Source organism: Polaribacter sp. Q13 (genome assembly GCF_016858305.2).
Lineage (GTDB): Bacteria > Bacteroidota > Bacteroidia > Flavobacteriales > Flavobacteriaceae > Polaribacter.
Map to the genome: position 1 here is coordinate 726145 of NZ_CP074436.1, position 24596 is coordinate 750740.

Genomic DNA, 24596 nt, shown 5'->3' on the forward strand with positions numbered 1-24596 from the left:
TTATGAATATTTCACATATAGAGCATTTAGGTATTGCTGTAGAAAATTTAGAGGAATCAATAAAATATTACGAAGAAGTTTTAGGATTGAAGTGTTATTCTATTGAAGAGGTTGTCGATCAAAAAGTGAAGACAGCCTTTTTTTTGGTAGGTGGTACAAAAATAGAACTACTAGAAAGTACTTCTCCAGATGGACCTATTGGTAAGTTTATTGAAAAAAAGGGACAAGGTATTCATCATATTGCTTTTGCAGTACCAAATGCTACAGAGGCATTAAAAACAGCAGAAGAACGCGGTGTAAGACTTGTTGATAAAGTTTCTAGGAAAGGTGCTGAAGGACTAAATATAGGTTTCTTGCATCCAAAATCTACATTAGGAGTACTTACAGAACTTTGTTCTAAAGAATAATTTACAGCTAAAATATACACATTAAAATGGCAAACCAAGATAAAATTAATGAGCTCATAGAGAAAAGAGCAAAAGCAAAATTAGGTGGAGGAGAGAAACGTATCGATTCTCAACACGCCAAAGGTAAATTAACAGCGCGTGAGCGTATCGATATTCTTTTAGACGAAGATAGTTTTGAAGAGTTTGATATGTTTGTAACCCATAGAACAAAATCTTTTGGATTGGATAAACAAATTTATCTTTCTGATGGTGTGGTTACAGGTCATGGTACAATAGACGGAAGAATTGTTTATGTGTTCGCACAAGATTTTACCGTATTTGGAGGTTCGTTATCTGAAACTTATGCATTAAAGATATGTAAGGTGATGGATATGGCAATGAAAATTGGAGTTCCCGTAATTGGATTAAATGATTCTGGTGGAGCACGTATACAAGAAGGAGTAAGATCTTTAGCGGGTTATGCTGAGATTTTTCAAAGAAATATTATGGCTTCTGGTGTAATTCCTCAAATTTCTTCAATTTTAGGACCTTGTGCTGGTGGTGCTGTGTATTCTCCGGCATTAACAGATTTTACAATTATGACGGAAGAAACAAGTTATATGTTTGTTACCGGACCAAAAGTAGTACAGACTGTAACAGGTGAGGTAGTAACGGCAGAAGAATTAGGTGGAGCAAAAATTCACTCAACTAGATCTGGTGTATCTCACTTCTTAGCAGCAAATGATGAGGAAAACTTATTATTAGTTCGTAAATTATTAAGTTACTTACCTTCAAACAATTTAGAAGAAGCGCCAATACTTGCTTGTAATGACCCTATTGATAGATTAGAAGATGCCTTAAATGAAATCATTCCAGAAAACCCAAATCAACCTTATGATATTGTAGATGTAATTTCAATACTTGCAGATAACGGAGAGTTTACAGAAGTTCATCGAAATTATGCCAGAAATATTTGTGTAGGTTTTGCTAGGTTTAATGGTCGTCCTGTTGGTATTGTAGCCAATCAACCAAAATTTTATGCAGGTGTTTTAGACATTGATGCTTCAAGAAAAGCGGCTCGTTTTGTTCGTTTTTGTGATGCTTTCAATATTGCAATTGTAACATTGGTTGATGTACCAGGTTTCTTACCAGGAACAGGTCAAGAATACGGAGGAATTATTTTACACGGAGCAAAATTATTATTCGCTTACGGAGAAGCAACTGTGCCTAAAGTAACGATTACTTTACGTAAATCTTATGGTGGTGCGCATGATGTAATGAGTTGTAAACAATTACGAGGAGATGTAAATTATGCATGGCCAACTGCAGAAATTGCCGTAATGGGAGCTAAGGGAGCTGTAGAAGTTTTAGAGGGATCTAATATTAGAAAAATTGAAGATGCCGAAGAAAAACTAGAGTACATTCAGAAAAAAGAGGATGAATACACAGAAAAGTTTGCAAATCCATACATGGCCGCAAAATACGGGTTTATTGATGATGTAATTGAGCCAAGAAACACTCGTTTCAGAATTATTAGAGCTTTAGAATTGCTTCAAAATAAAAAAGATGTAAACCCTCCTAAAAAACACTCAAACATTCCATTATAATGACATACTTACTATTAAATACAGAGACTATAAGTGAAGGATACGTTATCTTATTTACTGGATTGTTCATCGTTTTTAGTGCGTTAGTTTTGCTCGCGTTGGTTTTTAATTATGGTTTACCCGTAATGCTTTATGTATATAAAATAATTACAAAAGGAAAGGACAAAAAAGTTAGTGAAATTAAGGTAAAAGGAGATAAAGACTTTACTGGAGAAATATCTGCGGTGATAGGAGCAGCGGTGCACATGTACACAAGTGAACAGCATGACCATGAAAGCGCAATTTTAACAATTAAACAAGTTAAAAAATCATATTCACCTTGGAGTTCTAAAATTTACGGAATTCAAAATAGATTATAACAAATGAAAAGCTATAAATTTAAAGTAAACGAAAACGGTTATACCGTTAATATAAAATCGCATGAAGACAATATTATTAACTTAGAAGTTAATGGTACTTTATACGAAGTGAAAATGCAACAGGAGATTAAAAAAACAAAAACTCCTACGTTGGTTCGTGCAGCCTCAAAACAACCAGCGGCACCTTTACAAGTAAATCCAAAATCTGCTAAAACAAGAATTGTAGCTCCTATTCCGGGAGTTGTATTATCTATTGATGTAAAAGTGGGTGATACACTTAAAGTAGGTGATAGAATGCTTGTTTTAGAAGCTATGAAAATGGAAAATAGTATTGTCTGTGAAAAAGCAGGTACCATTACAGCTATAAAAATTAGCGTTGGCCAACAAGTGTTGCATGATGAATTAATGATAGAACTAGAATAAAACACGAAACATGAAAAAAGTAATTTTAATATTTTGTGTTTTATCATTATTGATCTTTATTAGACCAGTATTAGGATTTAGCACAAATTCAAGTGCAAACGATACCTTAAATAGTTCCACTGTTACTACAACGCAAGTAGATGCGGCACCACAACATGAGGGTGTTTTTGATGGAGCTTTTAGAGGAATCAAAAAGTTTTATGGTTATACAGGGTTTGCAAATGCAACTTCTGGAAATATAATAATGATAATCATCGGAATTATATTTATCTACTTAGGTATTAAATTTGATTATGAGCCCTTACTGCTGATACCCATAGGTGCAGGAGTTATTATAGGAAATATTCCTTTTGTAGCCGGAAATCAAACGGGTATTTACGAAACAGGATCTGTATTAAACTTTCTATATTTCGGGGTGGTAAAAGGTATTTACCCGCCGTTAATATTCTTAGGAATTGGAGCAATGACGGATTTCTCTTCTTTAATTGCAAACCCAAAGCTAATGCTATTAGGTGCAGCCGCACAAATTGGTGTTTTTGCTACCTTTATGGGAGCTTTGTATTTAGGTTTTAACCTTCCAGAAGCAGGTGCAATAGGAATTATTGGTGGAGCCGATGGACCAACAGCTATTTTTCTTTCATCAAAATTAGCAAATGGAGTTAATGTATTAGCAGATGGTACAACAGTGAAAAATCTAATTGGTCCAATTGCTATTGCTGCCTATTCTTATATGGCTTTGGTTCCTGTAATTCAACCTCCTTTAATGAGAATGTTAATCTCTAAAGAGGATAGAAAAATTAAAATGAAACCACCAAGAGCGGTAACTCAAAAAGAAAAAATGATTTTTCCTGTGGTAGCTTTAATTTTAACCACGTTTATATCTCCAAGTGCATTACCATTATTAGGAATGTTATTTTTTGGTAATTTGTTAAAAGAATCTGGAAGAACAGAAAGATTAGCAGATACTGCAAGAACTAAATTAATTGATATTGTAACTATTTTATTAGGGGTTACTGTAGGGGCTTCAACTCAGGCAGATATTTTTATCACTAAAGATTCCTTATTAATATTTGGTTTAGGAGCCATATCGTTTGTGATAGCAACTTGTGGAGGTTTATTATTTGCGAAGTTTATGAATAGATTCTTAAAAGAAGGTAATAAAATAAACCCTTTAATTGGTGCCGCAGGTGTATCAGCTGTTCCAGATAGTGCACGTGTTGTGCATACAGAAGGTCTAAAATCTGATCCAAGTAACTACTTGTTAATGCACGCCATGGCACCTAATGTTGCAGGTGTTATAGGGTCTGCTATTGCTGCAGGTATTATTTTAAGTTTCTTAGGATAAATTACGGTTCTTATAAATATGTAAATGAACAAATACAACAATTTTTAAATTTTGATAAAATGAAAATACCAAATAAAATGTCAGCTCAAGAAGCTGTTAAACTAATAAAATCTGGAGATAGAGTTTTAATACAAGGAGGTTCTGCAACCCCACAAGCATTAATAAATGCTATGGTTGCTAGAGCTCCAGAATTAAGAAGTGTTGAAATTGTACATTTACATACAGAAGGAGCATGTGGATATATTGCTCCAGAATTAAGAGAAAGTTTTCATACCAATGCTTTTTTTATTGGAGGGAACGTTAGAAAAATGGTTGGAAATACAGTAGATTATATTCCTGTTTTTTTAAGTGAAATACCAAGTTTATTCCGTGAGGGATATATGGATTTAGATGTGGTACTTGTAAACGTGTCACCTCCAGATAAACACGGTTTTTGCTCATTAGGAGTTTCTGTTGATATTGTTATTTCTGGTTTAGAACATGGAAAAAAAGTAATTGCTCAAATTAATCCTCGTATGCCTCGTACTTTTGGTGATGCACAGATACATTTGAAACATTTTGATGCTTGTGTTGAAATTTCAGAAGAAATATACGAAATGAAATTTGTTGAACCCAACGATATTGAAAAAGCGATTGGTAAAAATATTGCTGCAATTATTGATGATGGAGCCACACTTCAAATGGGAATTGGAGGTATTCCTAATGCAGTTTTAACATTTTTACATAACCATAAAAATTTAGGAATACATACAGAAATGTTTTCTGAAGGTATTGTAGATTTAGTAAAAAATGGGGTTGTAAATGGTTCTAAAAAGAAAACAAATCCTTATAAAATAGTTTCAGGGTTTGCAATGGGTACGCGTCGTTTATATGATTTTATGGATGACAATCCAGAAATTGAAATGAATGATATTGCTTATGTAAATGACACGTCTGTTATTCGTCAAAACCCAAAAGTAACAGCAATTAATTCTGCTATAGAAGTAGATTTAACTGGTCAAATTTGTGCAGATTCTATAGGTCAAAGAATGTTTTCTGGTGTTGGTGGTCAAATGGACTTTATGCGTGGAGCGGCATTATCAGAAGGCGGAAAACCAATTTGTGCAATTACTTCTACAACTTCTAAAGGTGTTTCTAAAATAACACCAACGTTAAAAGTGGGAGCAGGTGTAGTAACTACTCGTGCACATGCTAGATTTGTAGCAACAGAGTTTGGTATTGCAGAACTATTTGGTAGAAACTTAAAACAACGTGCTCAAGCATTAAGAGATATTGCACATCCAGACCATAGAGAAGAATTAGATAAAGCTATTTTTGAAAGATTTGGAAGTAGTTTAATGATAAAATAATTTTTTGAGTTTAGAGTTCTTAAATTTTGTAATTTTAAGAACTTTAAATTCTTATATTAAATAAATTCATATATAATGAGTGATAAAAATAAAAAACTCTTTTCTGAATTCCCTTCGGTTTCTACCGAGCAGTGGATGGAAAGAGTTACAGTAGATTTAAAAGGGGCTGATTTTGATAGAAAACTAGTATGGAAAAATCTTACAGGAATCAATTTTCAACCTTGCTATAATCTTGAAAATTCAATTACACAGCTAAAAAACACAGGAGAAAACTCACAATCTTTAGTAAACTATAGAAGTATAGCGGCTTGTTGTGGGAAATCTGGAAATGATTTAGCCTTAAAAGCTATTGAAGAAGGTATTAATGGTATCCTTTTTCAGATGATAACAACTGTACCTGTAGAAGAACTTTTAAAGGATATAGATTTAGACAAAATTACAGTTTCGTTTAAATTATTTAATAATGTTATTCCTTTTACAAAGGATTTAGTTGCTTTTGCAAAAGGTAAAAACTTAAAAGGATATATTGATACAAACCTAATTTCTGGTTACGTAACAACAGGTGCTTTTAACGAAGACCTTGTGGACGTTACTGCAGAGTTAGTAAAATTAACCGAAGAATTTCCTAACTTTAAAGCAATCACTATTTCTGGAACAGAATATTTAGACTCTGGTGCAAATCAAGTGCAAGAAATTGCATATACTTTAAGTTCTTTGGTTTTCTTAACAGAAAAATTAAAAGAAAAAGGAATTGCTGTTCAAGATGTTTTCAACAATCTAAATTTCAATTTAGCAATTGGATTAGAGTATTTTGTGGAGATTGGTAAATTTAGAGCATTCAATAATTTATTAGCGGAAGTTGCTGCTAAATATCAACTTGCAGATTTTTCGAATACGATTACTGCAAAAACATCTATTTGGAGCAAATCTGTTACAGATGCAGAAACTAATTTATTGCGCTGTACTACAGAAGCAATGGCTGCAATATTAGGGAATGTAGATGGTGTTTTAATTGATGCTTACGATAAAGAATTTAAAAGTGCTTCTGATTTTTCAAGTAGAATAGCCGGAAACATAACCACAATTTTAAAAGAAGAATCTTACTTTGGTAAAGTTTCAAATCCGGTGGATGGTTCTTATTATATTGAAGAAGTAAGTTCTAAAATTGCAGAAAAAGCATTAGAGTTATTTAAGGCTATTGAAGCTGATGGTGGTTTCTATGCTAATTTTGAAAACGAAACGATTCAACAACAAATTGCCGAAATTCGTCTTAAAAAATTAAAACTGATTAGCCAGCGTAGAACTCCAATGGTAGGTATTAACAAATACCCTAACCTCATGGAAAAAGTGGATGCGAAATTACTATCTGAAAGTGCTGTAGACAATCCTAAAGTATTAACTCCAAGAAGGGCTTCTTTAGAAATTGAGGCAATGCGTAGAGTTACAGAAGAATTAGTGGCAAGCACTAATGTAAGACCAATTGTACAGTTAGCTAGTTATGGAAATTTAACAATGCGTAAAGCGAGAGCTGCTTTTGCTTACGATTTTATTGGTGTTAGTGGTTTTGATGTGCATCAAGAAGAAAGTTTTGAAAATGCAGAAGTTGCTGCTAAAGAAAGTGCAAAATCAGGGGCACATGTAGTTGTTATTTGTAGTTCAGATCAAGATTATGATGAAACAGCAATAGACTTTATAAAAGCATTTAGAGCTATAAATACTGATAAAGTATTACTATTAGCAGGTGCACCTAAAAATATGGACGAACTAACTGAATTAGGTTTAGATGGTGTTGTTAATATGAGAACAGATGTTCTTGTTTCACTGTCAGCAATTCAGAAAAAAGTTCAAAAAACCTTAAAATCTTAAGAAGTATGAAACCAGATTTTTCAGATATAAAATTAAATTCAGCTGTTAAGCAAACAGTTGCAACTTCAGAGAATCAAGATGTTTGGAATACTCCTGAAGGAATCCCAGTAAAAAAACAATTTACAAAAGAAGATATTGCAGAGGCAGAACATTTAGGCTTTGCTGCTGGTGTGCCTCCTTTTTTAAGAGGTCCATATAGTGCCATGTATGCCATGCGTCCTTGGACGATTCGTCAATATGCAGGTTTTTCTACAGCAGAAGAATCAAACGCATTTTACAGAAGAAATTTAGCTGCGGGTCAAAAAGGACTTTCAGTTGCGTTTGATTTAGCCACACACCGTGGTTACGATTCAGATCATCCTCGTGTAACGGGAGATGTTGGTAAAGCAGGTGTTGCCATAGATTCTATTTTAGATATGGAGATTTTGTTCGATCAAATTCCGTTAGATAAAATGTCTGTTTCTATGACAATGAATGGTGCAGTATTGCCAATTATGGCTTTTTATATTGCAGCCGCAAGAAAACAGGGTGTTTCTTTAGATAAACTTTCTGGAACTATTCAGAATGATATTTTAAAAGAATTTATGGTGCGTAATACATACATTTATCCACCGTTACCTTCTATGAAGATTATTGGTGATATCTTTGATTACACCACGAAGAATATGCCGAAGTTTAACTCAATTTCTATTTCTGGTTACCACATGCAAGAAGCGGGTGCAACTGCAGATATTGAATTAGCGTATACTTTAGCCGATGGAATGGAATACATTAGAACCGGATTAAAATCTGGTTTAAAAATTGATGAATTTGCGCCTCGTTTATCTTTCTTCTGGGCAGTAGGAATGAATCATTTTATGGAGATTGCTAAAATGCGTGCAGCTCGTATGTTATGGGCAAAAATTATAAAATCATTCAATCCAACAAATCCAAAATCGATGGCTTTGCGTACGCACAGTCAAACTTCTGGATGGAGTTTAAGTGAGCAAGATCCTTTCAATAACGTATCTCGTACTTGCATAGAAGCAATGGCGGCAACGTTAGGAGGAACGCAATCTTTGCATACAAATGCATTAGATGAGGCAATAGCTTTACCGACTGATTTCTCTGCTAGAATTGCACGTAACACGCAAATTTTTATTCAAGATGAAACACAGATGACAAAATCTGTTGATCCTTGGGCAGGTTCTTATTATGTTGAGTATTTAACGCAAGAAATTGCGAAGAAAGCTTGGAAATTAATTGAAGAGGTTGAAGAACTCGGTGGTATGGCAAAGGCTATTGAAACCGGAGTTCCAAAATTACGTATTGAGGAAGCTTCTGCTCGTAAACAAGCACGTTTAGATTCTGGACAGGATATTTTAGTAGGAGTAAACAAATTTAAAACGAAAGAAAAAACAAACATTGAAATCTTAGATGTTGACAATACAGTTGTAAGAGATTCTCAAATTGCTCGTTTAAATAAAATGAAAGCCGAACGTAATTCTGATTTGGTTGCTGCTAATTTAAAAGCGTTAGAAGATTGTGCAGGAACAGGAAAAGGGAATTTATTAGAATTGGCAGTTATTGCTGCGGAAAATTTTGCTACATTGGGTGAAATTTCTGATGCTTTAGAGGTTCATTTTGGAAGACATAAAGCGGATACTAAATTAATAAGTGGTGTGTACGGTAAAGAAGTAAATAACGATAGTACGTTTGCAAAAGCGCAAAAAATGACTGATAAATTTGCAGAAATAGAAGGTCGTAGACCAAGAGTTATGATTGCAAAAATGGGTCAAGATGGGCATGATAGAGGCGCAAAAGTTGTGGCTTCTAGTTTTGCAGATTTAGGTTTTGATGTAGATATGGGAGGTTTATTTCAAACTCCAGAAGAAGTAGCAAAACAAGCTGTTGAAAACGATGTGCATTTTGTAGGTGCCTCTAGTTTAGCGGCTGGTCATAAAACTTTAATTCCTCAATTAATTGGTGAATTAGAAAAATTAGGAAGACCAGATATTATGGTTTTTGCAGGAGGAGTAATACCTGCTCAAGATTATGATTATTTATTAGAAAGAAAAGTAGCAGCCATTTTTGGTCCTGGTACTGTAATTTCTGAATCTGCAATTACAATAATGGAAAAATATTTAGAGCAAGAATAAGTTTTAAATTATGAATATCTAAAAGCCCGAACATTTTTAATGTTCGGGCTTTTTATTTAGTTTTTTTATCTTAAATTTATAATGATTTGATAAATCATCAATTGAATAAACTATCTCCATGAAAAATATTCCGGAAATAAGCTTTTGGAAAAACAAAGTGTTACAAATTAAAGAATTTCAATTTTTTAATTTGGAAGAGTTAATTACGGATGATTTAAAACCTAAAGATCATAGTCCTTATTTGCCACATCGATTAAATTTTTATGCCATTCTAATAATTACCGATGGTGAAGTTAATCATATTGTCGATTTTAAAGTTCATTCTCTTAAAAAGGATGATGTAATGGTTCTTTCAAAAGGACAGACACATGCTTTTGATGAATTTTCTGTATACAAAGGTTATTTGGTTGTTTTTTCTGAAGCTTTTATGCATAAATATATGGCGCAGTCAACCATAGCTCAAATTAACCATTTGTATAATTATTTTTTAGTACAAGAGAAAATTAATAATCCAGACCGAAATCAAATTTTACTTAGAGTACTCCAAAATGAGTTGAAAAGTAATTCATCCTCATTGCCAAATATTATAGCTTCTATATTAAGTGTCTACCTACTTAAGTTAAATGAAGAAAATACCCGTTTAGCAGCAATTTCAGTAGATAATAAATATTTAGATTACTTTAATAATTTTAGACTTTTAGTTGAAAAGAACTTTTCTAAAACAAGAGATGCCAAAGTGTATGCTTCAGATATAGCTATTTCCTATAAACATTTAAATGAGGTCTGTAAAGGTGTTGTAAATACCACAGCAAAGGCATTTATTGATAATTATGTAATTCTGGAAGCGAAGAGATTGTTAGTTTCTACATCACTATCCGTAAAAGAAATAGCCTTTATTTTAGGTTTTGATGAACCAACCAACTTCCTTAAATATTTTAAAAAACATATTAAATTAACACCTGTGGAATTCCGGAAAACTTTAGCTTAGGTTATATATTTACCATTACTTCTCTTTTATTAACCTTTATTATATTTTGTATTCACTGCACTTTTGCAGTGTAATATTTTAAATGTAGTAATAATGAAACAAATAACAATTTTAGGCGCAACTGGTATATTGGGAAAGAACCTATTAAAAAAAGCGGTTAATGATGGGATTAAGGTGAAGGTGTTAGTCCGCAACAAAGAAAAACTAAAAGATTTTGATCATGCAATTGAAGTCATTGAAGGGAATTATTTCGATACAAATAAACTACAAAATGCATTGGAAGGATCTGATGTTATACTTTCAACTATTGGACCACCTATAAATGGTAAACTTACAACTGACGATGAAGAAAATTACATAAACTCTTTGAAGTACATTATCAAACAAATGCAAGATAATAAACAGACTCGTTTTATAAGTATTTCTGGAGCAGGAGTAAAAATCCCAAACGAAAATTTACCACTAACACGCAAACTTTTGCGGGTAATGATAAAGTCGAAATCTAAATCACTCATCTGCATTAAAGATAGAGAACTAGAATTGCTTGTGCAGAGCAATTTAGATTGGACAAATATTCGCCCGCCTATGATTAAAGAAAAAGTAGAAGGTAAGTTTGTTGCCGATGAAACTAAATTTATTGGGATGGCTGTTGATGTAAATCAATTATCCGAGTTTATGTTAACTGAAATTACAAATAGAGAATGGATTAAAAAGGCTCCAGTAGTTGGTACAAAATAAGCCTTATAAAAAAAAGACAAAATAAACGAATAAAGAATGTCAAAAAAAATAAATAGGAACTTAACAGAGGGTAATATTGGTAAGCAATTGTTCAATTTAACTTGGCCAATGACTCTTGGAATGTTAGGTATGGTTATATTCACAATAATAGACACTTACTTTATAGGACTTCTAGGAGTGCAACAATTAGCGGCAATAAGTTTTGCTTTTCCAGTAATAATGTTTCTAAATGGGCTTTCTATGGGAGTCGGAATTGGAACAAGCTCATTAATTTCACGTAATATCATTACAGCAAATCGAGAAAAAGTAAAAGTAATGGCCAGTAGAGCAATTTTATTAGGTATTACTATTGTTATTTTTTTCGTAATTGTTGGTTTAAATACCATTGAACCCATATTTAAAGCTTTAGGGGCAGGACCAGAAATTATGCCTTACATTGTTGATTATATGACCATTTGGTTTTTAGGTGTTCCGTTTGTTACAATACCTATGATTGGTAATAATATTGTGAGAGCTACTGGAGATACACGTTTACCAGGGTTGTTAATGATTACTTCAGGGGTGGTAAATGGTATATTAGATCCTTTACTTATTTTTGGTTACGGACCATTTCCAGAAATGGGAATTGAAGGAGCAGCATTATCAACCGTAATTTCTAGAAGTATAAGTTTGATATTTATACTTATTGTTTTAATTAAAAGAGAAAATTTGTTAACCTTTCATTTAGGTGAATTTAAGGATATTAAAGCTACTTGGAAAGCATTAATTTATGTGGCAATTCCAGCCTCTATAAGTTTACTTATTACACCAATTTCAATTGGTTTTATAACAAAAATTATTTCAAGTTATGGCAAAGAAGCAGTTGCAGCATTTGGTGTTGCTTCTAGAGTTGAAATGTTTGCGCTTATGGTTATTATGTCACTTGGTTCTGTGTTAATTATTTTTGTTGGTCAAAACATAAGTAAACATAAATTTCAAAGAATTTTTACATCTCTCAATTACTCCATGATATTTTCTTTAATTTGGGGAGGTGTCGTTTTTGGTCTTTTACTACTTTTTGGAAGTAGTATTGCTTCCGTTTTTACAGATAATGTAGAAGTTATTGAAATTACTGAAAAATACTTTTATATAATTGGCGCAAGTTATGGATTGCAGGGTGTGGTTATCTTAAGTACTTCAAGTTATAATGGCATTAATAAACCCTATCCGTCAGCGGTTTTTTCTTTAATTAGAATGGTCGTTTTGTATGCGCCATTAGCTTGGGTAGGAGCAAAAATGTTTGGAATTAACGGTGTGTTTTGGGCTGGATTTATTGCAAATATTATAGTTGGTATAATCTCGTATTATCATTTAAATTTAACAGTTAAAAAGATAAGTGTGAGTTAATTTAATTGTGAAATTTATACTTTTTTTCTTTAAATATAGTTGTCTTTATTTATAAAAACATCATAAAAAGGCTATCTAAAAACCTCATTTTAGATAGCCTTTTTTATCAATTCATAAAAAGATATACTCCCTAACTTTTTATAATGAAATTTAAGCGAGGTTATACATTTACCATAGCGTCTCTTTTATTAACCTTTCCATTGGTTTGTTTTCATTGCACCTTTGTAGTATCATATTTCAAAAGTTAAAAAATAAATATTTTAATTTAAAAAACATAAAAATGAAAACAAGTAAAAATGTAAAATCAATTGTAATGTTAACTGTTCTTTTAACTGGTGTTGGAACAAATTATGCACAAGAAAATTATTCAGTAGTAAAAAGAGTAGATAATTTTAACCAACCTACAACATTTTATCCTACAAAAGCAACACCTGTAAATGGTGCTATTAGCGAGAAGGTTGTGACTTCGGCAAAAAGAGTTTTGAATAAAGAAAAGCCCTTCTTAAAAAAGGGTGTAGTAACAACTGTAGGTGAAGCAGATTTTAGCGCATGGCAAATGACAAGTGATGAAGGTGGTAATCCTCAGAGTGCACCAAATCCATTAACATATTTTACGGCTGGCGCAGCTTCAGACTTATTAACCCAAGTTGAAAGAAGTATACAGATAATGGGCTTAGACGTAGAAGATGTAAAAGTAGAAACAGAATTCTTTTTTAGATGGAGTGATATTATGACTGATAAATGGTCGGGATATACTGACAAAGTAGTCACCAATATTATTATAAAAAGTGACGAACCAATAGAAAAAATTAAAGAGCTAAAGAAAATGTCTATTAGAGCCTGGTCTATTGGAGAATCATTGGCTAACAAGACAGCTATTGACGCAGCTTTTATTATTAATGGCGATGATTGGGACGGAAAAGCAGCTAAGCCAGGACAAATTTCTTCGCCAGTTTCTGTAGATAATGGTCGTACTATTACAAATACAACTCCAGCGTTACAATTACAAACAATAAAAGTAACAGAAGATCTTGATATGGATATGAATAATTTTCCAAAAGAAATGCGTTTTTCTGAAGTTGGTATTGCAGAATCTGCACACGATGCAGAGCGCCCATATTTACATAGATTAAGAGCAAAATCGTTAACTGCACACTACGAAACATGGGAACTATATGCTGATGATAGCCGCGGTTACAAAGGTGTAAATGCAGCACCTACTTCAAGAGAGTATTTTACGTTAGGAACCTCATTTTGTTTAATGAGTCAATTGACTCCGAATATGATGTACTTCCAGAAAAAAGGCGTTAAAATTGATGATTTTGCTGTTGAGCATCAGTTTAATTACCGAGAAAACAATTTTATGACACCAACTATGTCCGGAGAGATGACTGATGTAGTAACTCGAATCTTGGTTAAAAGTGATGCTGATGAAAATTTGGCAAATCAGTTTGCAGCGCAAGCACTACGTTGTTGCTTTGCAGGGGAGGGGATTGTGCAAAAAACAGAGATGGAAACAGGTATTTATTTGAATGGGAAAATTGTAAAATAACAGTTTTCGAAAATAAGCTGTTTATTTATTCATATTGAAAATCCCAATACTGTAAAAGTATTGGGGTTTTACAGTCCAAATCATCCAAATTTGAATATATAGAAATTTGGTACAATAGAAAACGATTACATTCTTCTTTGGATTATAAAATTCCAATTGAAATGGAACAAGAATTTAATAACTTAAAATATGTAGCATAGGTCTTAGAAAAGTTGTCCTACTTTTTTATTGTAAGCTCAAACACATTATATTTCGCATCAAGAACAGATTTGAAAAACAAAAAAGAGTTAGCTGTTCTTCAGAATATTTTTAAAAGGAAGATGAAACAATTTGAGTTACTAAAAAACAAAACCGAGCTAATGGCTCGGTTTTGTTTTAATTTCTAATTTTCAACAACCTTAGTTATTACAAAAGGTTTTTTACCTCCAGGAGGAATAATTTTTATCGACTGATGTTCTATTTTTCCTTTTAACGTTTTTAGCTTCAGTTTAACTGGTTTTCCGTATTCTGGCGGAATAGGGATTTTAATTGACTGTGTTTTTTTATTACCCACTTTGTAGGTGCTTATTTTAACACCCTGCATTGAAGCCTCCAATACAGCATTCTTCGATGTAGATTTAAATGACAATTCAGCATCCCAAGTGTTAACATATACACCTGGATCAATAAATAAAATTTCATAACTTATATATTTAGATGAAGCATCTTCAAGCTGATTTGTTTTCACATCTTCTAAAGCACCTTTTTCATATAAGTAATCCCATTTTTTTGGTTCGATTTTCATCCTCAGCATTGAAATAACCACTCTTTTGTCCCACTCGGATTTTTGGAATTACACCTTCCGCAACTTCAATGGTTTTACTACCTACAATTTTTTCGCTCGACTGTCCGATCATTATTTCGAAATCACCCGCTTCCACTTTAAACGCTTTCAAGCTTGTATCGTAATGAGAAAATGCTTCATAAGGCAACTTAATTGTAACCGTTTTACTCTCTCCTGACTTAATATGAATACGTTTAAAGCCTTTTAATGCTTTCTTTGGAACTATATGGCTAGCTTCTTTATCACGCACATATACTTGCACTATTTCATCACCGTCTCTATCTCCAATATTGGCAACTTTAGCTGTAACAAGTACATCACCCATTGCTTCCAAACGATTTTTATCTAATTTAATATCCTGAATTTCAAATTGAGTGTAACTTAAACCATATCCGAATGGATACAAATAATCAATATTTGAATACATATACGTACGTGCAACTTCTGGACCATAATCATCTCTCCAAGTTGAAACGTTGTAATCGTGAAAATTTGGTAATTGATTTTCTGATTTTACCCAGCTAGCACTTAGTTTACCTCCGGGATTTATGTCGCCAAATAAAATATTAGCTAACGCTGTTCCTTGCTCTTGACCATTTGGCCATGCACAAATTATTCCTGGTATATTTTTTTGCTCCCAACCAATAGAAGTTGAACCACTAGGTACTAAAACAAGAATGACATTTTTATTTACAGCTTGAACCGCTTTAATAAGCTGGTGCTGTTTACCTGGCAGATTTAGTGAAAGACGGTCAAGAGTTTCAGTTGCCGTACTTTCATCGTTACCAACTATTAGAATTACAGTTTCTGATTTCTTGGCTAAAGCAACTGCTTCGGCTATTTTTTCTTCGTCAGTAATATCTCCTGTAATGGAGCAACCTTCTGCAAATTTAACTTCACCATTCGCACTTTTTTGAATACCTTCTAATGGTGTTATTTTACTTTTTGGATTTCCTGAATAAATTCCCAACCAACATCGGTTTGCAAAAGGACCAATTACAGCTAGTTTCTCAATATTTTTCTTCAGAGGTAGTACATCATCATTTTTTAAAAGCACTATAGACTGTTCTGCAGCTTTAAGAGCCAATTTCTTATGCGTTTCAGATTCAAGAACGCTTTGAGGTATTTTAGAATATGGGTTGAGCTTAGGATCGTCAAAATCACCAGTCATAAATCGAAGTCTTAATAATCTGTTTACCGAAACATCTAATTCACTCTCGGTTAATAAGCCTTGCTCAATAGCTGGTTTAAGCGCTTGAACAAAAGGTGCCGATTTGGTTTTATGTCTAAAACACTCTTGATCTGTTCCTGATTTAATAGCCAAAGCAGCTGCTTCTTCCTGAGTATTCACAAATCGAAGTCGTTTTTCTACTCCCTCAACAGCAGCCCAGTCAGCAATTACATATCCTTTAAATCCCCATTCATCGCGTAATACGTCGTTTACCAACCAATTGTTTGCTGAACATGGCACTCCGTTTAACCCATTAAGCCCAGTCATAATACCAGCTGCTTCTTCGTCTACAATACAGGTATTGTAGGCAGGAAAATAATATTCGTACAAATCTTTTTGACGAACAAGTGAATGACTGAATTCTCTTCGAAAGTCAACATTATTGGCTACAAAATGTTTAACAGTTGTTACTGTTTTTAGGTAGTTTGGATCGTTTCCCTGCATTCCACGAACATACATACGTGCAATTTCCGACATCAAAAAAGGATCTTCACTATAGCATTCTTCATTTCTTCCCCATCTTGGGTCTCTAGCCATATTCACTGTAGGCGAAAACATCATTACTTCTTTTTGCCCACTATTTTTTAAAGCACGTGCTTCATTGGAAATAGCTGTAGCCACGTCAAACATCAAATCTGGATTCCAGGTAGAACCCATAGCTATATTCTGAGGGAATTGGGTGGCGTTCCATGCTTTTAATCCATGAAGAGCTTCTCCATACCACATATATTCAGGAATTCCCAATCGTTCAATAGCAGGTATCGCTGAACCACAATAGCTGATTTTTTCTTCCAATGTCATTTTCGATAATAAATCGTCAACACGGACATTTATGCTTTCATTGGGGTCTTTCCAAGTTTGAGCATTGGTGATATTCCCTATAATTAGGAATATCAATATTAAATAACTTGTGATGTTTCTCATTTTTGTATTAATTTTAATTGTTTCATAAAACTTTACTTTGCATTTAAATTCTAATTATTTGACTCTATTTTGGCTTCCTCAAAACTCATGTCTTTATAAAGAATAATCTTATCAATTTGAAGAAGTTCTGAACGACCAGATAGTTGTAAAGTGTAAAAACCTGCTTTTTCAAATTTAACAGTCATCCATGATTGATTACGGTCTAGATCTAATTGACCATTCATTACAAAATCAATTTTACCTTGCCCCTTAAACTTTTGAAAGCCTTTAACTGGCTCATTTTCAACTTGAATTGCGTCAGGGAAATTAATCCATGCATTATTTGATTTCTCTCCTTCAGCAGAATAAGGTTGTCTCATAAACCATTTCACAGTATAGGTTCCTGGTTCTTTAACCTCGAAATTTGATTCACAGGTGTTTTTATCCACTACGTCTTGATAACTATTGGCTCCAGTATATTCAATATATCTTCCTCCGCTAGCCTTATCATCATTCCTAAAAGCCCATTCTCCGTGTAAGTCAAAGTGCTCTGCTTCAATAGAGATAAAGTTACCTTCTATCTTTTTTTCAATTGCTTTTTCAATACAATGAAATTTAAGTTCTGTCCATCTTCCTCTAGAGAACGCAAATGCATTATCTTCTGGAATTTTTCCGTTAGAATGTGAATTGAATTCAACCTGAATATCACTTACTCCTTCAAGTTTAATATTTTTGAACGTATATGTTTGCTTTTTATAATCTATTTCGGTTTTAGTATTTTGTGTTTCACCTATAATTTTACTATTAACTTTTAATCTATAACTAGATTCTCCATCAATTTCGGAAAGAGAAGTTAATGTAATATCATACACCCCTTTTGGTGCTGTTAATTGAACTTTACTAGCCGCATAAACCCCTTTATAATGAACTGCATCAATTGCCATTGCTTTACGGTGTTCATCTTTGTATGAAGGAGAAAATCCTGGAATTGTAATTATTGGAAAATCCTGTATCGCATTTAAGGTAAATATTGAGTTTGCATCCAATGTTTTTTCAATTGCAATTTCTTGAACCGAATTGGGAATACCATCACCAATAAAATTTTCAAACTTCTCTGGACTGCCGTTTTCATTACCAGTTATAAGCCAGTATAGCAATCCACAATCTGATATATCTGCTTTTCCTGTGTCATGTGCCTGTACACGTGTATATAACCAGTTAATGCTTTCATCTTTATGGTCACGCATCCAATACCAAGGAGAAAAATCTTTACCAGAACACCATAACACCTCAGGTTGATCTCAAGCGTTCTGATCTTTTATTTTATGATATTGAATTCGATTTCCACAAAGTTTTTGGATATCACCCCAGGTATGGTGCCAATCTCTTCGTTTGTGATTTTCATTAAATCCGCTATGTGAAACCAACTTAACATATTTTAAGTTTTCTAATCCTCCCAACTCAATTGCTCTTTCTACCGCTTGATAAACAAATTCTGAAAGTCCCGCATGTAAGAAATATAATGGATCATTAGCCGTTGATTTGACCATTTCTTTTGCTAAGCTGTTTTTAGCTTCTTCTAATTGTGTAGTTACATCGTAAAAATTATCCGCATCAAAATGCCAACGAATTATTCCACCATCACAACTTAATTTATTCTGGTTTTTACCATCGGGACCGGCAGGTGCTTCAATAAAGTTATTGTAGGAATAATGAACCAATTTATCTTGCATTTCTAATTTAGCTAGAATGGCAAGAATTGCAGCGTTTGCCCCCCAATCGTCAGGGTCACCAATTGCCCATTTGTGCGCATAATCTGGTGCGCTATTTCCGTCGGCACTTACAGCAATACGGTTGTTATTGTAATCCCATCCTTGAGAAAAGCTTTTGATAAAAGTTAATTGCATACAAATAGCAATTATGAATACTGTTTTTGATTTCATTAATACTTATTTTATTTCACTCAATTTATTGATAATAATTAATTTTAAAACTCATTCTTCTGTACACAAACTTAGTTAATGTTATTCCCTCATAATAAAAGATAATAACTTTTTTTGTTACAAAACAGTGGTTGCAACGGTGATTTTACTGTAAAAATAAAAAGCGTATTTGGTTTATATACAAGGTGTTACGAGGTACTGTGATAATTTTATAATTAAAATTTACTTTATTAGAAAATCATTGTATTTTTGTATTGTATGATGAATGAAAACGAAAAAAAAGTTATTCAAGAGGGATTAAAACGTATTTGTTCTCACGAACTATTTATGAATTCGACCATTCATACCAACTTGTTAAATTACCTTGTTGAAAAAGCACTTAAAAAAGAAGATTTAAATGAGGTAACAATTGGTAGTGACCTTTATGGTATTGATTATTCAGAAAACAAGAATAATAGTACGGTACGATCGTATATATATATATATATATATATATATATATATATATATAAGCTAAGAAAGAAATTAGCAAATTACTATATTGACCAAGGCCAGAATGAATCCATAATATTCGAAATAATTAAAGGGCAATACAACTTAAGTTTTTTGTCGGTAAATGAATATTCTAAGTCAAAAGCTAGTAAGGAACCGACTGTTGCAATTCCTATTAAATACCTAAAGTTACTTTTAGGAATTATTCTTATTGCATTTATTACTTTTTTTGTAACGAGAGCTATTATTACAAAACCAAATTTTATTTGGGAAAACTACTTTGAAAAGAATGCTCAAAATCTCCTTGTAATTTCTGACCAGTTTATAGTTTTTGAAAAATTATCTGATGATAACTTTTATGGGATTTCATATCCTGAAATCAATAATTATAATAACTTAATTGAATATGCTAAAGAACATCCGGACAAAGAATTAGGCCCCACAGATTATACACTAATGTCAAAAATGGCACCTTATGCGGTTAAATCTCTTAGTAAATGGTTTATTTCTAATGATAACGACTTTCAACTTGAATTGGAAAGTAAACTCAAATATGAAGATGTTAAGAATCATAATATTCTATTTGTAGGACAATACAAAACCATGAATTTGTCAAAATCGTTATTTCTTAAAGACAGTAAGGTATTTACGACTTTTAAAGATGGGTTTAAATTTAAAAAGGATAGCATTGAAGAAGTCTTTATAACTCAATATAGCGATAATCATAATGTGGAATTTGCTATGGTTTCTTACACTTCTATAAGTTCAGAGAAAAGTGCTTTGTATTTTGTGTCGAATAATGATATTGGTGTACTTGCTACAGTGAGAAATTTTACTGATAAAAATTGGCTCAAAGATTTTGAAAAAGAGTTTAAAGGAGAACCGACACATTTTAACGCTTTGTTTGAAGTAAGTGGATTGCAAAGAAATGATATGAGTTGTAAGTTGGTAGCCTTAGAAGTTCTAAAATAAAATTTTTGGCAGACCTTTTCTAAAGAAATATGCAATCTTAGGATTTGAATACTATTGCCGTATTTTTATAGTTGAATGGCTTATCCAATTGCATAGTTTTATTACTGCTGTATTAGAATCACTTTTATTAATGTTTATGAGCTCTGGATTTCCATTGTTATGAATGGCTTTTATTAAAAACCGTTGAGAGGATATGCGTTGTCTTCTTTTGGTTAACAAGAAAAGTATTGGGAATTTCTATTTAATTAAAACTTCAATTAAATCCTTTGATATAGTTGTCGATAGATTTTTGGAGACAATTGCTTATGTTTTTTAAATTGTCTGTAAAAAAAAGACAAATTATTAAAGCCAGATTCATATGCTATTTGAGAAACCGACAAATCAGTTTCTACAAACATTTTACTAGCAATAGCAATTCTATATTCACTAACATAGCTAGAATATGTTTTGTCGAAAGTTTTTTTAAAAAACCGACAAAATGCTTCCTTACTTAATGACAACTTATTTGATATATCGGTTAAAGAAGGTTCATTTTCATAGTTATCTTTTATATAATTGTTAATTACATTTACTCTAGTACTCTCTTTTAATGAAAGATCTTTACCAAAACTAGGTCCAGCTAACAGTTCAATAGAGGCGCTTGTAGCCAAGACATTTAATATATTCAAAAAAGTTATAAAACGTTTAAAAGGATTTTGATTATAAATGGAACTAAATGAATTCTCAAGAGAAAGTGCTGTTTTTTTATCAAAAGAGATTCCATAACTCGATTTTAAAAGCATTTTTTTGATGCTTGTAAATTCTGGTTTATCAAACCAATTACTAAATAATGAATCATCCCATTGTATAACCACACACTTCACTTTTTCATTTTTAGCATCGATAGTTTTCCAAGAATGTGGTAAATTTTTTCCCACCAAAACTAAATCTCCTCTTTCAAATTGATGCATAGAATCACCAACATATCTAATTCCTGTGCTTTGAATCATATATGTTAATTCATATTGTGGATGAAAATGCCATTCGGCCTTAAATTCCTGTTCGTCAAATAACTTAATTTTAAAAGAATTATTTGGAGAAGTGGTAACTTGTTTTAATAACGGTTTCATAACTTAAATATACAATAAAATGCAAATTATTGACTAAATTTTAATTTTTTATATTCATTTAATCAATATAGTACATGATTAGTGAGGTATGCTATATGAAATCAACAAACATTTTTAGGATATTTGCTGTAATAAATTCGCAACACAAAAATGAAAGATTTACAAATAAGAGACGTAAAAATTTTTAAAGCATCAACACCTTTAAAAAAAACTATTTCAGATGCAACGCATACGTTAACTGAAATTTCCTTTATAGTATTAAGAATTCAATTAGAAAACGGAGTAATAGGAGAATCCTATTTGTTATCATTTCAATATTCGCCAAATGCCATTGCAGGTGCATTAAAAGATGCAATACCACATATTATTGGTCATAAGGTCAATGAAATGGGTATTGTTTATAATAAATTAGAAAATTTAGGGGAGTATTTTGGTAACCAAGGTATCAATCGTTGGGCACAAGCTGCTGTAAATATTGCCATGTGGGATGCTTGGGGAAAAACATTGAATCAACCTATTCATCAAATTCTAGGAGTTTGTAAAGAAAAAGTATCTATCTACGGAAGTGGTGGTTGGATTTCTTACTCTATTGACGAATTGATTGAAGAAGTTACGGGTTACGCTGACCGCGGATTTAAAGCCGTAAAAATAAAAGTTGGTTCTCCTAAAGTAAGTACAGATGTAGAGCGTTTACGTTTAGTGCGTGAAGCAGTTGGCGACAAAGTAGATATTATGATGGATGCTAACCAAGGTATGGATTTGCCATCTGCTATGAAATTAGCTCGTGCGGCAAAAGAATTAAATATCAACTGGTTTGAAGAGCCTGTAAATCATCAAAATTTTCAAGCTTTTGAAATATTGAAAAACCAAGCAGGAATTTCTTTAGCCATGGGAGAGCGTGAATTTGATACGTTAGCGCTTAAAGAATTAATAACCAGAAATGCTTTAGATATTTGGCAACCAGATATTTTAAGAATTGGTGGAGTAGAAAAATGGAGAGAAAGTGCTGCTTTAGCTGGTAGTTTCAATCTTCCTGTTTTACCTCATTATTACAAAGATTACGATGTACCTTTATTGTGTACAATTCCTAATGGAGTTGGTGCAGAATCTTTTGACTGGGTAGATCCGTTAATAGACAATCCGATGATTATTCAGGATGGTTTTGCGAAACCACACGAATTACCAGGTTGGGGTTTTAATTTTATAGATGATACATTAACCGAAATCAAATTTTAATGAGTTTAGAAGTTTTTTCTTTAAAAGGACAGCGTGCACTAGTAACTGGTGGAGGCACAGGAATTGGTTTGGGAATCTCTAAAGCAATCATAGAAGCAGGAGGGAAAGTGATCATTACAGGACGTAGAGAAGCCGTTTTGCAAGAAGCAGTAAAAACTTTAGGTAAAAATGCATCTTACAGAGTCAATGATATTACTGATAGAGCTAGTATTCCAACTTTAGTTGAATCAATAGAAACTGAAGAAGGTGCTATTGATATTTTAGTAAATAACGCAGGAATTCATCATAAAGCTTGGGCACAAGAGACTTCTGACGAAGATTTTGAACGCATCATTCAAACAAACCTTATTAGTGTATTTTCATTAACGCGTGAGTGCGCAAAATATATGCTAAAACGTAAAAAAGGTTCTATCATAATGATTGGCTCTATGGCTGGATTATTTGGTATAGATCGTGTAATTGCGTATAGCGTCTCAAAAACAGCATTAACAGGTTTGGTTAATAGTTTGACTACAGAATATGCCAAAGATAATGTTCGTGTAAATGCTATTGCTCCAGGTTGGATTACTTCTAATATGTTTTTAAACGCCATTAATAAAGACGAAGCTCGCAAGCAGCAAATTACAAATCGTATTGCTATGGATCATTTTGGAACCACTGAAGATATTGGGAATTCAGCTGTGTTTTTAAGTTCTAAAGCTGCAAAATATATCACAGGTGTTATTTTACCTGTTGATGGAGGAGCAACCATTAATTTCTAATCCTAATAGTGTGATATTTTATCTCACGCAACTGAAAAAATAAAAATATGAAACCAACATATATAAAAGGAGATCATTCTAAAAGTCCTGCTTTTAATGATAAAAGTAGATTAGTTTATGGAACTTCCGGATTGGGTGGTGTTTGGGGAAAAGTAGATCAAAGAGATTCTATAGATGCACTTTTATATGCTTTCGAAAACGGAATTTCTGCTTTAGATACTGCGCCTTCTTATGCAAATGCTGAATATTATTTAGGAATGGCTTTAAGAGAATGGAAAGGAGAAACACCATTTGTAAGCACAAAAATTGGACGTTTAAAAGGAAAAGATGCTTTTGAAACAAAACTAGATTACAGTGTTGATGGAATGAAACGAAGTCTGGGCAATAGTTTAGAAACTTTAGGTTTAGATAAAATAGATTTGTTGTTTTTACATGAACCTCAGTTAGTTCCTTTAGACAAAATAGAGGAGGTTATAAATACCTTACACAATTTTAAATCGGAAGGTTTAGTTGGGGCAATAGGCGTTGGAGGAAATCCTTCCGAAGATTTTAAACCTTACATCATCAAAGAAAACTTTGATGTCGTTTCTGGATTTTTACATATGGATGCTTGTAATTTATCAGCTTTTAATGGGGAAATTCAATCTTACAAAAAAGAAGGAATTGCTTATTATGCCGCTTCTGCTTTACACTTTTCTTTATTAGGAAATCGTTTTGAAAAATACAAAACAGAAGGTGTAGATGGTGAATGGATTACAGAACTAGATTTAGCAAATGCAATTAGAGTAAAAATAGTTGCAGATAAATACGATATGTCTTTAGCGACCTTATCTCAACGTTATTTGTTCTCTATTGAAGAAGCAGATAGAGTAGTAATGGGGGCAAGAACTCCTGCTCAAATTAAAGCTACAATTGATGATTGGAACGCAGGGAAATTATCCGAAGAAATTTTTAATGAAGTTACAGCTTCAATTTTAACAAAATAAACA

General features: G+C 32.7%; 22 protein-coding genes. 16 read left to right on the top strand and 6 right to left on the bottom strand.

The annotated features are described in order from the left end of the window. Positions 1-2 precede the first annotated feature (2 nt). From mce to JOP69_RS02850, 12 genes are all read left to right on the top strand, one after another. The gene (gene mce / locus JOP69_RS02795; RefSeq protein ID WP_203392959.1) at positions 3-407 is read left to right on the top strand and encodes a methylmalonyl-CoA epimerase; all 405 of its coding nucleotides are present in this window, start codon (positions 3-5) and stop codon (positions 405-407) included. Between the two features lie 26 nt (positions 408-433). After that, positions 434-1993, top strand: a complete 1560-nt coding sequence (locus tag JOP69_RS02800; RefSeq protein ID WP_203392958.1) for an acyl-CoA carboxylase subunit beta — start codon at positions 434-436, stop codon at positions 1991-1993. Then, the gene (locus tag JOP69_RS02805; RefSeq protein ID WP_203392957.1) at positions 1993-2352 is read left to right on the top strand and encodes an OadG family protein; all 360 of its coding nucleotides are present in this window, start codon (positions 1993-1995) and stop codon (positions 2350-2352) included. Before JOP69_RS02800 ends, JOP69_RS02805 begins: the two co-directional genes overlap by 1 nt. Positions 2353-2355: 3 nt before the next feature. After that, positions 2356-2775 carry a biotin/lipoyl-containing protein gene (locus JOP69_RS02810; RefSeq protein ID WP_203392956.1) on the top strand — a complete coding sequence of 140 codons (420 nt, stop codon included), beginning with the start codon at positions 2356-2358 and terminating at the stop codon, positions 2773-2775. Between the two features lie 10 nt (positions 2776-2785). After that, positions 2786-4120: a sodium ion-translocating decarboxylase subunit beta gene (locus JOP69_RS02815; protein WP_203392955.1), complete on the top strand. Its 1335-nt coding sequence runs from the start codon at positions 2786-2788 to the stop codon at positions 4118-4120. A 59-nt stretch (positions 4121-4179) separates the two neighbouring features. Then, entirely contained in the window at positions 4180-5469 is a 1290-nt protein-coding gene (locus JOP69_RS02820) for an acetyl-CoA hydrolase/transferase family protein (RefSeq protein WP_203392954.1), read from the top strand. 75 nt (positions 5470-5544) lie between these two features. After that, positions 5545-7335 (top strand): methylmalonyl-CoA mutase family protein, encoded by a 1791-nt coding sequence (locus JOP69_RS02825; RefSeq protein ID WP_203392953.1) that lies wholly within the window; start codon positions 5545-5547, stop codon positions 7333-7335. Positions 7336-7340: 5 nt separating this feature from the next. Next, the gene (gene scpA, locus JOP69_RS02830; protein WP_203392952.1) at positions 7341-9473 is read left to right on the top strand and encodes a methylmalonyl-CoA mutase; all 2133 of its coding nucleotides are present in this window, start codon (positions 7341-7343) and stop codon (positions 9471-9473) included. Between the two features lie 118 nt (positions 9474-9591). Further along, the gene (locus tag JOP69_RS02835; protein WP_203392951.1) at positions 9592-10461 is read left to right on the top strand and encodes a helix-turn-helix transcriptional regulator; all 870 of its coding nucleotides are present in this window, start codon (positions 9592-9594) and stop codon (positions 10459-10461) included. A gap of 93 nt (positions 10462-10554) precedes the next feature. Beyond that, the gene (locus tag JOP69_RS02840) at positions 10555-11199 is read left to right on the top strand and encodes an NAD(P)H-binding protein (RefSeq protein WP_203392950.1); all 645 of its coding nucleotides are present in this window, start codon (positions 10555-10557) and stop codon (positions 11197-11199) included. Between the two features lie 36 nt (positions 11200-11235). Continuing rightward, positions 11236-12585, top strand: coding sequence for an MATE family efflux transporter (locus JOP69_RS02845; protein WP_203392949.1), 1350 nt, complete (start codon positions 11236-11238; stop codon positions 12583-12585). 280 nt (positions 12586-12865) lie between these two features. Beyond that, positions 12866-14137: an OsmC family protein gene (locus tag JOP69_RS02850; protein WP_203392948.1), complete on the top strand. Its 1272-nt coding sequence runs from the start codon at positions 12866-12868 to the stop codon at positions 14135-14137. A gap of 382 nt (positions 14138-14519) precedes the next feature. Here the strand turns inward: JOP69_RS02850 and JOP69_RS02855 are convergent, their stop codons facing one another. The 4 genes from JOP69_RS02855 to JOP69_RS02870 are packed head-to-tail and all read right to left on the bottom strand — an operon-like array spanning position 14520 to position 19037. After that, entirely contained in the window at positions 14520-14921 is a 402-nt protein-coding gene (locus JOP69_RS02855) for a hypothetical protein (RefSeq protein ID WP_203392947.1), read from the bottom strand. Then, the gene (locus tag JOP69_RS02860; protein ID WP_203392946.1) at positions 14884-17115 is read right to left on the bottom strand and encodes a glycoside hydrolase family 3 C-terminal domain-containing protein; all 2232 of its coding nucleotides are present in this window, start codon (positions 17113-17115) and stop codon (positions 14884-14886) included. Before JOP69_RS02860 ends, JOP69_RS02855 begins: the two co-directional genes overlap by 38 nt. A gap of 50 nt (positions 17116-17165) precedes the next feature. Continuing rightward, positions 17166-18383 (bottom strand): hypothetical protein, encoded by a 1218-nt coding sequence (locus JOP69_RS02865; protein WP_203392945.1) that lies wholly within the window; start codon positions 18381-18383, stop codon positions 17166-17168. A gap of 12 nt (positions 18384-18395) precedes the next feature. Further along, positions 18396-19037 (bottom strand): hypothetical protein, encoded by a 642-nt coding sequence (locus JOP69_RS02870; protein WP_203392944.1) that lies wholly within the window; start codon positions 19035-19037, stop codon positions 18396-18398. Between the two features lie 258 nt (positions 19038-19295). On the opposite strand from JOP69_RS02870, the gene JOP69_RS02875 reads away from it, so the two are divergent. Continuing rightward, on the top strand, positions 19296-20501 hold the full coding sequence (locus tag JOP69_RS02875; protein ID WP_203392943.1) for a hypothetical protein: 1206 nt from the start codon (positions 19296-19298) through the stop codon (positions 20499-20501). Between the two features lie 51 nt (positions 20502-20552). On the opposite strand, the gene JOP69_RS18770 is transcribed toward JOP69_RS02875, so the two are convergent. Then, positions 20553-20720, bottom strand: coding sequence for a hypothetical protein (locus tag JOP69_RS18770; protein ID WP_368378167.1), 168 nt, complete (start codon positions 20718-20720; stop codon positions 20553-20555). 38 nt (positions 20721-20758) lie between these two features. Beyond that, a complete protein-coding gene (locus JOP69_RS02880) occupies positions 20759-21610 on the bottom strand; it encodes an AraC family transcriptional regulator (protein ID WP_203392942.1) in 852 nt (283 codons plus the stop codon). 150 nt (positions 21611-21760) lie between these two features. On the opposite strand from JOP69_RS02880, the gene JOP69_RS02885 reads away from it, so the two are divergent. The 3 genes from JOP69_RS02885 to JOP69_RS02895 are packed head-to-tail and all read left to right on the top strand — an operon-like array spanning position 21761 to position 24593. Next, entirely contained in the window at positions 21761-22846 is a 1086-nt protein-coding gene (locus JOP69_RS02885; protein WP_203392941.1) for a mandelate racemase/muconate lactonizing enzyme family protein, read from the top strand. Beyond that, positions 22846-23607, top strand: a complete 762-nt coding sequence (locus tag JOP69_RS02890; protein ID WP_203392940.1) for an SDR family NAD(P)-dependent oxidoreductase — start codon at positions 22846-22848, stop codon at positions 23605-23607. The genes JOP69_RS02885 and JOP69_RS02890 overlap by 1 nt, the downstream gene beginning before the upstream one ends. Before the next feature lie 47 nt (positions 23608-23654). Further along, on the top strand, positions 23655-24593 hold the full coding sequence (locus JOP69_RS02895) for an aldo/keto reductase (protein WP_203392939.1): 939 nt from the start codon (positions 23655-23657) through the stop codon (positions 24591-24593). Positions 24594-24596: the final 3 nt, after the last annotated feature.

Bases quoted from the DNA above. Each gene is read 5' to 3' on its own strand.
- mce (WP_203392959.1), top strand. From the start codon at position 3: ATGAATATTTCACATATAGAGCATTTAGGTATTGCTGTAGAAAATTTA.
- JOP69_RS02800 (WP_203392958.1), top strand. From the start codon at position 434: ATGGCAAACCAAGATAAAATTAATGAGCTCATAGAGAAAAGAGCAAAA.
- JOP69_RS02805 (WP_203392957.1), top strand. From the start codon at position 1,993: ATGACATACTTACTATTAAATACAGAGACTATAAGTGAAGGATACGTT.
- JOP69_RS02810 (WP_203392956.1), top strand. From the start codon at position 2,356: ATGAAAAGCTATAAATTTAAAGTAAACGAAAACGGTTATACCGTTAAT.
- JOP69_RS02815 (WP_203392955.1), top strand. From the start codon at position 2,786: ATGAAAAAAGTAATTTTAATATTTTGTGTTTTATCATTATTGATCTTT.
- JOP69_RS02820 (WP_203392954.1), top strand. From the start codon at position 4,180: ATGAAAATACCAAATAAAATGTCAGCTCAAGAAGCTGTTAAACTAATA.
- JOP69_RS02825 (WP_203392953.1), top strand. From the start codon at position 5,545: ATGAGTGATAAAAATAAAAAACTCTTTTCTGAATTCCCTTCGGTTTCT.
- scpA (WP_203392952.1), top strand. From the start codon at position 7,341: ATGAAACCAGATTTTTCAGATATAAAATTAAATTCAGCTGTTAAGCAA.
- JOP69_RS02835 (WP_203392951.1), top strand. From the start codon at position 9,592: ATGAAAAATATTCCGGAAATAAGCTTTTGGAAAAACAAAGTGTTACAA.
- JOP69_RS02840 (WP_203392950.1), top strand. From the start codon at position 10,555: ATGAAACAAATAACAATTTTAGGCGCAACTGGTATATTGGGAAAGAAC.
- JOP69_RS02845 (WP_203392949.1), top strand. From the start codon at position 11,236: ATGTCAAAAAAAATAAATAGGAACTTAACAGAGGGTAATATTGGTAAG.
- JOP69_RS02850 (WP_203392948.1), top strand. From the start codon at position 12,866: ATGAAAACAAGTAAAAATGTAAAATCAATTGTAATGTTAACTGTTCTT.
- JOP69_RS02855 (WP_203392947.1), bottom strand. From the start codon at position 14,921: ATGAAAATCGAACCAAAAAAATGGGATTACTTATATGAAAAAGGTGCT.
- JOP69_RS02860 (WP_203392946.1), bottom strand. From the start codon at position 17,115: ATGAGAAACATCACAAGTTATTTAATATTGATATTCCTAATTATAGGG.
- JOP69_RS02870 (WP_203392944.1), bottom strand. From the start codon at position 19,037: ATGAAATCAAAAACAGTATTCATAATTGCTATTTGTATGCAATTAACT.
- JOP69_RS02875 (WP_203392943.1), top strand. From the start codon at position 19,296: ATGATGAATGAAAACGAAAAAAAAGTTATTCAAGAGGGATTAAAACGT.
- JOP69_RS02880 (WP_203392942.1), bottom strand. From the start codon at position 21,610: ATGAAACCGTTATTAAAACAAGTTACCACTTCTCCAAATAATTCTTTT.
- JOP69_RS02885 (WP_203392941.1), top strand. From the start codon at position 21,761: ATGAAAGATTTACAAATAAGAGACGTAAAAATTTTTAAAGCATCAACA.
- JOP69_RS02890 (WP_203392940.1), top strand. From the start codon at position 22,846: ATGAGTTTAGAAGTTTTTTCTTTAAAAGGACAGCGTGCACTAGTAACT.
- JOP69_RS02895 (WP_203392939.1), top strand. From the start codon at position 23,655: ATGAAACCAACATATATAAAAGGAGATCATTCTAAAAGTCCTGCTTTT.